The following is a 10,987-nucleotide window of genomic DNA, read 5'->3' on the forward strand; positions in this document are numbered from 1 at the left end:
GCCGCGCCCGACGGGCGCGGCCCGGACAATCGGCGCCGACCGGGGCGTGCGCCCTTTTGTCCTAGGCGCGTTTCGGCTATTGAGGAGACAGATCCGACCGGCCATCTGATGACACGGGACGTTGTAAGGGTGGATTGACGGTGAGTACCCAGGCGGCCGCACCGCGAAAGACGCGCAGTCTTCACCGCTTCGCCAACCCGGGGCGTTTCCTGCGCCTGGCCGACGCCACCCTGCCGTGGCTGTGGATGGCCTGCGCGCTCGCGCTTGCGGTCGGCCTGGTGGGCGCCTTCACCGCCCCGGTCGACTACCAGCAGGGCGCCAGCGTGCGGATCATGTACGTCCACGTGCCGGCCGCGTGGCTCGCCATGTTCACCTACACCACGATCGCGGTCGCAAGCGCGGTGGCGTTGGTCTGGCGGCATCCGCTGGCGGATCTGGCGGCGCGCGCGGCCTCCCCGGTGGGCGCGTCGTTCACCCTGCTGTGCCTGGTCACCGGCTCGCTCTGGGGCAAGCCGATGTGGGGCACCTGGTGGGTCTGGGACGCCCGGCTGACGAGCGTGCTGGTGCTGTTCTTCCTGTACCTCGGCCACATGGCGATCGCCAACGCGTTCGACGATGCCGGCCGCGGCCGCCGGGCGGCGGCGATCCTGGCGCTGGTCGGCTTCGTCAACGTCCCGATCATCAAGTTCTCGGTCGACTGGTGGAACACCCTGCACCAGACCGCCAGCGTCAGCCGAATCGGCGCGCCGGCGATCCATTCCTCGATGCTGTGGCCCCTGCTCACCATGGCGCTCGGCTTCACGCTGTTCTTCGCCGCGATCCTGCTGGTGCGGATGAAGAACGAACTGCTGGGCCAGCGGCTGCGCAATCTGCGCGCCGCCAGCCTGCAGCGGCGCGGGGAACCCGGCGCGGCGGCCACCGGCCAGCCGGCGCACGCGGAGAGTTAGGGCGATGGGCAACGAGCTGTTCGGCGAGTACGCGGCTTACGTCTGGCCGTCGTACGGCCTGACCCTGTTGGTCATGGTCGGCCTGCTGGCGGTCAGCCTGACCCGGCTGAAGCGTCTTAAGCGCGACCTGAGGGCGCTGGAGCAGGCCCAGGGCGGCCGGCGCCGCCGCCGTAGCGCCGCCGACGCGGATGAGGAGGCGTAGGACATCATGAGGTCGCGCAAGAAGAAACGGCTGTCCCTGCTCGCCTGCGGCATGCTGGCGCTGGCCGGTGCCGCGGCGCTGACGCTGTCGGCGTTCGAGGACAACATCGTGTTCTTCCACGGCCCGACCGAGGTCGTGCAGAAGGACATCCCGCTGGACCGCCGGTTCCGCCTGGGCGGCCTGGTCCAGGAAGGCTCGGTCGAGAAGGTCGGCGACGGCGCGACCGTCACCTTCAAGGTGACCGACGGCGCCAACGCCGTGCCGGTGCGCTACCGCGGCATCCTGCCCGACCTGTTCCGCGAGGGGCAGGGCGTCGTGACCCACGGCTCGCTGAACCGGCAGGGCGTGTTCGTCGCCGACGAGGTGCTGGCCAAGCACGACGAGAACTACATGCCCCCGGAGGTCGCGCAGGCGCTCAAAAAGTCCGGCCGGTGGGAGGGCGACGGGCCGATACCCGGCGCCGCCGAGGCCGACGCCGCCGACACTGACGCCATCAACGGCAAGTCCGGCCTGGACACCAGCTACACCAACTGACGCGCGGTTTGCGCGGAACACGGATCATGACCAGCGAGCAGGACACCCAGGCCGTCGGCGGCGGCGAGGACAGCGGCAGCCACTGGGGCAAGCGCGTGCTGTTCCTGCTGCCGGTCGTGATCTTCCTGATCGTCGCCGGTTACTTCGCCTGGGGCCTGCTGTCCGACCGCGACCCCAGCAGGGTGCCCTCCGCGCTGATCGACCAGAAGGTGCCGCAGTTCGACCTGCCGCCGGTCGCGGGGCTGGACAGCCCGGGCCTGTCCACCGCCGACCTGATGCAGGCCGACCAGCCGGTGCTGCTCAACGTGTGGGCCAGCTGGTGCGTGCCCTGCCGGGCCGAACACCCGATCCTGATGCGGCTCGCCGAGCGCGACGGCGTCACCGTCCACGGCATCAACTACAAGGACACCCCGGCGGACGCGAGGCGGTTCATCCAAAACCTCGGCAACCCTTATACCCGGATCGGCGCCGACCGCTCGGGGCGCGCCGGCATCCAGCTGGGCGTCTATGGCGTACCCGAAACCTACGTGATCGGCCCCAGCGGCAAGATCCGCTACAAGCACACCGGCCCGATCGACAGCAAGGCGCTGAACCAGAAGATCCTGCCGCTGCTGGAGAAACTGGGCGGGTAGCTTTTCCTCTCTTCCGACGCGTCTGTCGCGGCGTCGGCAACCGGTCGCGGCGGGTCCCTCTCCCCTCAAGGGAGCGGCGACGATCCCCGCGCCCCGCGCTTCACGCATGCCTCCCGTTTTCGCTTTGCATGGCTGCGGCTTGGGGACTAGCCTCCCACGCGGCTGAGGGGTTCGGTCCAACAGACGAGCGGAGGCGGTGCGCACCTTGGCGCAGCAGCAGGCGGAAGCAGTGTCCCCGACGTCCGGGGCCGAGGCGCAGGCGCTGGACATCCAGGATGTCCATAAGCGCTTCGGCTCGCTGGAGGTGCTCAAGGGCGTCTCCCTGACCGCGCGCAAGGGCGACGTGACCGCCCTGATCGGCTCGTCGGGCTCGGGCAAGAGCACTTTCCTGCGCTGCATCAACCTGCTGGAAGTCCCGGACCAGGGCCGGATCGTGGTCGGCGGCGAACAGGTCGCGCTGACCACCGACAAGAAGGGCCGGAGCGCGCCGGCCGACTGGGCGCAGGTCAACCGGATCCGCACCCGCCTCGGCATGGTGTTCCAGAACTTCAACCTCTGGACCCACATGACCGTGCTGGAGAACCTGATCGAGGCGCCGGTGCATGTGCAGAAACGCGACCGGGCGGAGGCGACACAGCGGGCGCACGAGCTGCTCGCCAAGGTGGGCATCCCGGAAAAGGCGGACCACTTCCCCGCCCACCTGTCCGGCGGCCAGCAGCAGCGCGCCGCGATCGCCCGGGCGCTGGCGATGGAGCCGTCGGTCATGCTGTTCGACGAGCCGACCAGCGCGCTCGACCCCGAACTGGTCGGCGAGGTGCTGCGGGTGATCCGTCAGCTGGCCGACGAGGGGCGGACGATGGTGATCGTCACCCACGAGATGAGCTTCGCCCGGGAGGTCGCCTCCGAAGTGATCTTCCTGCACGAAGGGCGGGTCGAGGAGCGCGGCCCGCCGAGCCAGGTGTTCGACGCGCCGGAGTCCGAGCGTTGTCGGCAGTTCCTGCAACCGACCGGCTGAGCGGCGCCCGCGCCGCGCCCCGCATGCGACGCGGGGATCCGACCGGAGGGCATGGGCCGAATCGGACCCAGCGCCCCAGAGTAAAGAACCGCAAGAAGACAGGGAGAGCGAAACCATGCGCACCAAGCTGACGGCAGTCGCCGCCGCCTGCGCGATGGCCTTCACCGCCGGCACCGCGAGTGCCGCGATCGAGGGCTGCCCGGACCAGATCACGGTCGGCACCGAGGGCGCCTACCCCCCGTTCAACTACATCGACGAGAACGGGAACCTGCAGGGCTTCGACATCGATATCGCCAATGCGCTGTGCGAGGAGATCGGCGCCGACTGCAGCTTCAAGACCCAGGACTGGGCCGGCATCATCCCGGGTCTGCTGGCGAAGAAGTACGACGCCATCATCGCCTCCATGTCGATTACCGAGGAGCGCGCCCAGAAGGTCGACTTCACCAACAAGTACTACCAGTCGCCCGCGCGCTTCGTCGGCCCGGACAGCATGGACGTCGAGATCTCCAAGCAGGGCCTGGAGGGCATGACGGTCGGCGTGCAGCGCGCCACCGTTTCCGAGAACTTCCTGCGCGGCGAGTTCGGCGACGTCGTGGAGATCAGCACCTACGACACCCAGGAGGAGGCGACCCTCGACCTGACCAGCGGGCGTGTCGATCTGGTGGTCGCCGACGCGATCAAGCTGTCCGAGGGCTTCCTCGACTCCGAGGCGGGCGAGGCCTACGAGTTCAAGGGTCCGGCGTTCGCCCAGGAGAAGTACTTCGGCAAGGGCATCGGCATCGCCGTCCGCCCGGGCGCGGACAACCTGAAGCAGTGCTTCAACACGGCGATCGACAACATCCGCGCGGATGGCACCTACGATAAGATCAGCCAGAAGCACTTCGGCATGAACATCTACGGCGGCTAACCGCCGTGGCGTGACGATCTCCAACTGATCCCCCTCCGCCACTGGGAGGCGAGGGCGAGGGGAGGAGGGGCCACGGGCATCGATGCCGCGGGCAACCTCCTCTCCCTGGCCCTCGCCTCATCAGAAGGAGGAGAGGGGATGAGTTGGTGCCCGTTCCTCGCCTCATCGAGCGGACCCGCCGCTAATCCCCTCTCCCTTGAGGGGAGAGGGAGGGGCCCGCGAGCCGTAGGCTCGTGGGAGGGTGAGGGTGGGACTCCCCGGTGGTATCCGGGGAGTCCCACCCTCACCTGTCCTCTCCCCTCAAGGGAGAGGGACCCGCCGGTACGCCCGTATTGCCCTGAACCACCCGCCAAGGCCCCGCGTTGCTCGATCTGCAAGGCTACGGACCGCTGCTGCTGGAGGGCTTCAAGCTGACCGTGCTGGTCGGCGTGAGCTCGATGGCGCTTGCGATCCTGCTCGGGATGGTGGGGGCCTGGGCCAAGGTGACCCAGCTGCGCGCGGTCAACTGGGCGGCCGGCGTCTACACCACGGTGGTGCGGGGGGTGCCTGAGCTGGTGCTGATCCTGCTGGTCTATTACGGCGTCCCCACCCTGATCCAGGACGCCGCGACGGGGCTTGGCTACGACCTCCGGGTCAACCTGAACCCGTTCGCTTCCGGCGTGCTCACCATCGGGTTCATCTACGGTGCGTTCTCGACCGAAGTGTTCCGCGGCGCCTACCTGGCCGTGCCGGCCGGGCAGATGGAGGCCGCGCGCGCCTGCGGCATGCCCCGGCTGATGGCCGCCCGGCGGATCCTGCTGCCGCAGATGTGGCGCTACGCGATTCCCGGGCTGGGCAACGTCTGGATGGTGCTGATCAAGGCGACCGCGCTGATCTCGGTGATCGAACTGCAGGAGCTGATGCGCGCGTCCCAGGTGGCCGCCCAGGCGACCCGCCAGCCGTTCACCTTCTACGCTGCCGCGGCCGGGCTGTACCTGGTGCTGACGATCGTCTCGATGGCGCTGCAGCAGCGCCTGGAGAGCTGGGCCAACCGCGGCGTGCAGCGCGCGTAACGGCAGGGGGCGCCGATGGACTGGCAGATCATCGTCGACAGCCTGCCCGAGTTGATCGGCGGGATGTGGCTGACCATCCAGATCACCGCCCTGTCGGTCGCGATCGGCCTGGTCATCGCGGTGCCGCTGGCGATCCTGCGCCTGCACCCGAACCCGGCGATCTGGATGCCGGTCTACGGCTTCATCTTCTTCTTCCGGGGCACGCCGCTGCTGGTCCAGCTGTTCCTGATCTACTACGGCAGCGGGCAGTTTTCCGACGCGTTGCAGCAGGTCGGCCTGTGGATCTTGTTCCGGGAGGCGTACTTCTGCGGCGTCCTGACCCTGACGCTGAACACCGCCGCCTACACCGCCGAAATCCTGCGCGGCGCGATCCAGGGGGTGCCCAAGGGCGAGGTCGAGGCCGCGCGCGCCTGCGGCATGGGCGGCCGGCTGCTGTACCGCCGGATCATCATGCCCAAGGCGTTCCGCCTGGCCTGGCCGGCCTACACCAACGAGGTGATCTTTCTCTTACAGGCGACCTCGCTGGTCTCGGTGATCACCTTGATGGACATCACCGGCGTGGCCAGCAAGATCGCCGCCAGCACGTTCGCGTTCTACGAGCTGTATCTGACCGCCGCGGTGATGTACCTGATCCTGGTCTACGGCCTGCTCGCGGTGTTCAAGCGGATCGAGTACCGCCTGTCCGGCCACCTGCGCGCCGCCAAGGACACTACCACCGACTCCCAGCAGGGCCCGGCGCTTCGGTAACCCTGGCGGCCGTTAACCCCCGCCGCTCTTAACCTTGGCCCTGGGGGGACCCCGCCGATGCCCGACACCCTGGTGATCCAGAGCCACGCGCCCGACCCGCCGGCCTGGCTGCGCGCGTGCCTGGACAGCGTCGCGGCCTGGGCGGCCGGCGCCGGGTTCGCCCACCGGATCGCCGGCGACGCGTTCCTGGACCGCGTGCCAGCCGACCTGCGCCAGCGGGCGCACGGCCGCACGCAGGTGGTGGCCGACCTGGCCCGGCTGGACTGGATCGCCGAGGTGCTGGCGCAGGGCTGGCCGCGCGTGATCTGGCTGGACGCGGATGTGCTGGTGTTCGCGCCCGAGCGCCTGACGGCCGCGCTCGCCCTGCCGGAGGCGGGCTACCTGTTCGGGCGGGAGGTCTGGGTGCAGCCGGACGCCCGGGGCCGGCCGCGGGCCCGGCGCAACCTGCACAACGCCCTGCTCGCGTTCGCGCCCGGCAACCCGGTGCTCGCGTTCTACCGCCACGCCGGCCAGCGTATCCTGGCCCGGCACGACGGCCCGCCGGTGGCCCAGCTGATCGGGCCGAAGCTGCTGACCGCGCTGGACAACATGATCGCGCTCGACGGCACCTGGGCGGTCGGCATGGCAAGCCCGCTGGTGGTGCGCGACCTCGCCGCCGGTGGCGGTCCGGCGCTCGACCTGCTGCGGGCCCGCACCCCGGTGCCGCCGGCCGCGCTCAACCTGTGCGCTTCCTATGCCGGGCGGGCGGCCGACGGCGTGGCGCTGGACGCCGGCACGCTGGCCGCGGCCGCGCGGGCGTTACGCACGACCGATGACCTGTCGTCGGGGGGTTACAGCAAAATCGATTAAGGTCGAGGCGACCCTCATCGTGAATTTTGCTCTAACTGCTTGAAGAGAGAGCATCTTGCTCTGGTTTGCTCGGCCGCACGCGGCCGGTGTTGCCACAAGCTGTTCACGGGCGTGCCTCTATCGCGCCGGATTCCCGGAGCTATATTGGTGTTTATGAGCACGCACGTCCTTGTGGTGGAAGACGACAGCGACTTCGCGGAGTCGGTGAGCGCCAACCTGGAGTACGCCGGTTACGGCGTGTCCGGGATCGCGCGCAGCGGCCTCGAGGCGTTTCAGCTGTGCGAACAGCGCCGGCCCGACGTCGCCCTGATCGACATCGGGCTTGAAGGCGCGTTTGACGGGATCTTCCTGGGCGAGCAGCTGGCCGAGCGCGGCATCAAGGTGATCTACCTGACCGGCCGGTTCGACCGCGCGCTCCGGGAGGGGCGCGAGCACGCCGCCGGGCTGCTCGCCAAGCCCTGTTCGCTGGCCGACCTGACGGCCGCGATCGACGCCGCGGTCGCGCCCGCGTCGCAGCACCAGCGCGCATCGACCTGACGACACGGGCACGCCCCCTCGCCAGGGCCGGGCGGCTTCGCTATAACCCGCGCCATGTCCGGCGCCGAAACCAAGCATCCAAAACATCCGGAAGCCATCAAGGCACGCGCGGAAGCCGTGCTCGCGCGCTACAAGCCGTTGATCGCCGACTGGGACGCGTTCCTGGACGTCCTGGTCCGGCCCAAGCCGACCTGTATCGTCGCCAACGCCGCGCGCCTGGACCGCGACCGTCTGGCCGGATTGCTGGCCGGCGGGCCCGCGGACCTGACCCCGGTGCCCTGGGATCGGGCGGCCCTGCGGGTCCCGGCGGACGCCCGGCCGGGCACCTGGTGGGCCTTCCTGGCCGGTCTGTACCAAGTGCAGGAGGAAGCCTCGCTGCTGCCCACCGCGATGCTCGATCCCCAGCCCGGGGAGCGGGTGCTCGACCTGTGCGCCGCCCCGGGCGGCAAAGCGGCCAGGATCGCCATGGCGGTCGGGCCGGAGGGCACGGTGATCGCCAACGAGAAGGAACCCCGGCGGCTCTCGGCCGTGCGCGACAAGATGAAGCGCCTGGGGCTGACCAACCTGACCTCGACCGTGCACGACGGCGGCGACTACCCGCTGGAAGCCGGCGCCTTCGACCGCGTGCTGGTCGACGCGCCCTGCACCAGCGAGGGCACCAAGTTCCGCCAGGGCGCGGGCTACCAGGGCTCCGAACCGGAATTCCTGTCCTGGATCGCCGGCCAGCAGGCGGCCCTGCTGCGCCGCGCGGCACAGCTGGTCAAGCCGGGCGGCCGGGTGGTCTACGCCACCTGCTCGTTCGCGCCGGAGGAGAACGAAGCGGTGGTCGACCGCGTGCTGGCTGAACTCGACGGCGGACTTCAGCCGGTCGCGGTGCGCCCGCCGGGCCTGCAGCCCGCCGCGCCGGTGGCCAGCTGGGGCGGGCGCGCGTTCGATCCCGGCGTGCAGGCCGGCCTGCGGCTGTGGCCGCACACCCACCGCACCGGCGGCTTTTTCGCCATCGCGTTCGACAAGCCGGCCGACGCGCCGCCGCCGGCCGCGCCGCCGAGCCGCCATGTGGACGCGTGGTCGGGCGATCCGCGGCAGTGGATCGGCCCGGTGCTGGAAAAGTTCGACATCGCGGGCGATCCGCTGGCCGGCCTCAGGGTGATCGAGCGCGGCGACGACCTGCAGCTGGTCGCCGCCGGGCACAGCGCGCCCGCCAAGCCCGCGCCCGTGTCGACCGGGGTGCCGGCGCGCCGGGCCCGCAACCGCACGCCCAAGCCCTCGACCGCGCTCGCGCTGATGGTGGGCGGCGGGGCGCGGGCCCGTGTGGTCGAGGTGACGGCCGCGCAGCGCGACGCCTACCAGCGGCGGCAGCCGATCCAGCCCGCGCCGGATCAACTTGCAGCCTGTCAAGCCCGCGCCCACCTGTCGGATGCGCTGCGCGGCGCCCAGGACGGCGGCGGGGATGGCATGGCCGGGCCGGCGCAGGGCTACGTCATCCTGCGCTACCGCGGCGTGCCGCTCGGCGTCGGCTTCCTGCGCCCGGGCCCGCCGGCGGAGATCGAAAGCCAGTTCCCCCGCGCCTGGAAACTTTAAGCCGCCTGGAAGCCCCGAACCCAGCAAGCCCGAACCCAACACCTAGGCCGAACCCGAAAGGACCCGAGATCGCGATGCGCGACCAGCGGACCTTCAAGCGCGGCGAGCTCGAGGCCGCGCTCAAGCGGATCGATGGCAAGGGCTACAAAGCCTACAAGGACATCGTCGGCCGCTACGGCTTCGACCAATTCACCCTGTCGATCGACCACGTGCAGGGCGATCCGTTCGGCAGCCCGTCTCGGCTGCGCGTCTTCGTCCCGGCCGGGACCGCCGGCTTTCCGGATGCCTGCTTCGACAGCGAAAGCCGGGTCACCGCGCTGCGCGACTACCTCGCCCGGGCGTTCGCCGCCCGCGCCAAGCAGCTGGCCAAGCCGCGCGGCACCGGCTCGTCCGGGCTGCTGGCGATGGATGCGCCGGGGCAGGAAATCCTGGAGCGCACGGCCGTGCTGGCGAGCCGGGACGGCGGCATCGAGGCGCGCTTCGTCGCCGGCCTGCCGGCGCGCGGGCGCAGCGTGCTGGGCCGGGAGGCGCAGCAGATGCTGCTGCAGGACGTGCCGCAGCTGGTCAAGGACGCCCTGCTCGCGGCCGCGCACGACGACGCGCGGCTGCGCGACCACGTGACCAGCGCGGAGGACGCGGACGCGCTGCGCGGCCAACTGCGCGCGCGCGGCCTGGCCGCCTTCGTCGCCGACGGCGCGGTGCTGCCCCGGCGCTCCGGCATCGACGACCGGCCGCTGGCGCGCGGCGCGGTCGCGTTCGAGGCGCCGGACAGCCTGGCGGTGACGCTCGACCGGCCGAACCGCGGCGCGATCCGCGGCCTGGGCGTGCCGCAGGGGATCACCTTGATCGTGGGCGGCGGCTACCACGGCAAGTCGACCCTGCTGCAGGCGATCGAGCGCGGCGTCTACAACCACCTGCCGGGCGACGGGCGCGAATGGGTGGTCGCCGACCCGGCGGCGGTGAAGGTGCGCGCCGAGGACGGCCGCGCGGTCACGCACGTCGACATCTCGCCGTTCATCCAGGGCCTGCCGGGCGGGCGCGACACCCGCCGGTTCGCGAGCGAGAACGCCTCCGGCTCGACCTCGCAGGCGGCCAACATCGTCGAGGCGCTGGAGGCGGGCGCGCGGGTCCTGATGATGGACGAGGACACCTCGGCCACCAACTTCATGATCCGCGACCGGCGGATGCAGGCGCTGATCGCCAAGGACCGCGAGCCGATCACGCCCTACATCGACAAGGTCCGCCAGCTGTACGACGACCTCGGCGTCTCCACCACGCTGGTGATCGGCGGCTCCGGCGACTACCTGGACAAGGCCGACACCGTGATCGCGATGCAGGACTTCCGCGCCCACGACGTGACCGACCGGGCGCGCGAGGTGGTCGACGCCCACCGCACCGAGCGCGCGGAGGAAGGCGGCGACAGCTTCGGCCGTCCGGGCGCGCGCACGCTCGAGGGCACCGGCATCGCCGGCAAGGGCGACAAGCCGCCCAAGATCAAGGTGCCCCACCGCAAGGCGATCGGGATCGGCCAGGACGATCTCGACCTGGGCGCGGTCGAACAGTTGGTCGACGAAAGCCAGACCCGTGCGGTCGCGGAGGCGCTGATGCGCCTGACCGACGACCAGGGCCTGCACGGCCAGACGGTGCCGCAGCTGCTGGACGCGCTGGAACAGGAGGTCGCGGCGCGCGGGCTGGACGCCCTGACCCGCACCCCGCGCGGCGACCTAGCCCGCTTCCGCCGCTTCGAACTCGCCGCCGCGCTCAACCGCCTGCGCGCCCTGAAGACGGGGTGAGGCCGGCGTAGCGCCTGCTTAATTCCGTGCGCCCTGACGGCGCGGTCTACCAGTGGAGGAAGGATCCACCCAGACAGTAGTCGGTTTGGTCTGGTAGCTGACGAGCGGCTTCGTCGGGCAACCGGCGGGGCCGAAGCCTCGTGACAAAGGCCGCTTCAGGCGGTTGAGCGATCCAGCGGGCCGTAACATGC

At 70.7% G+C, this 10,987-nt stretch carries 12 protein-coding genes; all 12 read left to right on the forward strand.

The window, feature by feature from the left end; genetic code table 11:
- The first annotated feature begins 140 nt into the window (after positions 1 to 140).
- The 12 genes from CKO28_RS05635 (at position 141) to CKO28_RS05690 (ending at position 10,796) form a co-directional block, all read left to right on the forward strand.
- A complete protein-coding gene (locus CKO28_RS05635) occupies positions 141 to 947 on the forward strand; it encodes a heme ABC transporter permease (RefSeq protein ID WP_338050055.1) in 807 nt (268 codons plus the stop codon).
- A 4-nt stretch (positions 948 to 951) separates the two neighbouring features.
- A complete protein-coding gene (ccmD, locus tag CKO28_RS05640) occupies positions 952 to 1,149 on the forward strand; it encodes a heme exporter protein CcmD (RefSeq protein WP_200339625.1) in 198 nt (65 codons plus the stop codon).
- A gap of 6 nt (positions 1,150 to 1,155) precedes the next feature.
- On the forward strand, positions 1,156 to 1,683 hold the full coding sequence (gene ccmE / locus CKO28_RS05645; RefSeq protein ID WP_200339627.1) for a cytochrome c maturation protein CcmE: 528 nt from the start codon (positions 1,156 to 1,158) through the stop codon (positions 1,681 to 1,683).
- A 26-nt stretch (positions 1,684 to 1,709) separates the two neighbouring features.
- On the forward strand, positions 1,710 to 2,315 hold the full coding sequence (locus CKO28_RS05650) for a DsbE family thiol:disulfide interchange protein (protein ID WP_200339628.1): 606 nt from the start codon (positions 1,710 to 1,712) through the stop codon (positions 2,313 to 2,315).
- A 205-nt stretch (positions 2,316 to 2,520) separates the two neighbouring features.
- On the forward strand, positions 2,521 to 3,330 hold the full coding sequence (locus CKO28_RS05655) for an ABC transporter ATP-binding protein (RefSeq protein ID WP_274610918.1): 810 nt from the start codon (positions 2,521 to 2,523) through the stop codon (positions 3,328 to 3,330).
- 115 nt (positions 3,331 to 3,445) lie between these two features.
- A complete protein-coding gene (locus CKO28_RS05660; protein ID WP_200339630.1) occupies positions 3,446 to 4,237 on the forward strand; it encodes a lysine/arginine/ornithine ABC transporter substrate-binding protein in 792 nt (263 codons plus the stop codon).
- 362 nt (positions 4,238 to 4,599) lie between these two features.
- On the forward strand, positions 4,600 to 5,289 hold the full coding sequence (locus CKO28_RS05665; protein ID WP_200339632.1) for an ABC transporter permease: 690 nt from the start codon (positions 4,600 to 4,602) through the stop codon (positions 5,287 to 5,289).
- Between the two features lie 15 nt (positions 5,290 to 5,304).
- Positions 5,305 to 6,036 (forward strand): ABC transporter permease, encoded by a 732-nt coding sequence (locus CKO28_RS05670; protein ID WP_200339634.1) that lies wholly within the window; start codon positions 5,305 to 5,307, stop codon positions 6,034 to 6,036.
- 57 nt (positions 6,037 to 6,093) lie between these two features.
- A complete protein-coding gene (locus CKO28_RS05675) occupies positions 6,094 to 6,885 on the forward strand; it encodes a hypothetical protein (RefSeq protein WP_200339635.1) in 792 nt (263 codons plus the stop codon).
- 153 nt (positions 6,886 to 7,038) lie between these two features.
- The gene (locus tag CKO28_RS05680; protein ID WP_242480360.1) at positions 7,039 to 7,422 is read left to right on the forward strand and encodes a response regulator; all 384 of its coding nucleotides are present in this window, start codon (positions 7,039 to 7,041) and stop codon (positions 7,420 to 7,422) included.
- Positions 7,423 to 7,476: 54 nt separating this feature from the next.
- Complete coding sequence (locus tag CKO28_RS05685; RefSeq protein ID WP_200339638.1) at positions 7,477 to 9,003, forward strand: RsmB/NOP family class I SAM-dependent RNA methyltransferase; 1,527 nt, start codon at positions 7,477 to 7,479, stop codon at positions 9,001 to 9,003.
- 74 nt (positions 9,004 to 9,077) lie between these two features.
- Complete coding sequence (locus CKO28_RS05690; RefSeq protein ID WP_200339640.1) at positions 9,078 to 10,796, forward strand: ABC-ATPase domain-containing protein; 1,719 nt, start codon at positions 9,078 to 9,080, stop codon at positions 10,794 to 10,796.
- Positions 10,797 to 10,987: the final 191 nt, after the last annotated feature.

Origin of the sequence: Rhodovibrio sodomensis, from assembly GCF_016583645.1 — a bacterium.
In the GTDB taxonomy this organism is placed as follows: domain Bacteria; phylum Pseudomonadota; class Alphaproteobacteria; order Kiloniellales; family Rhodovibrionaceae; genus Rhodovibrio; species Rhodovibrio sodomensis.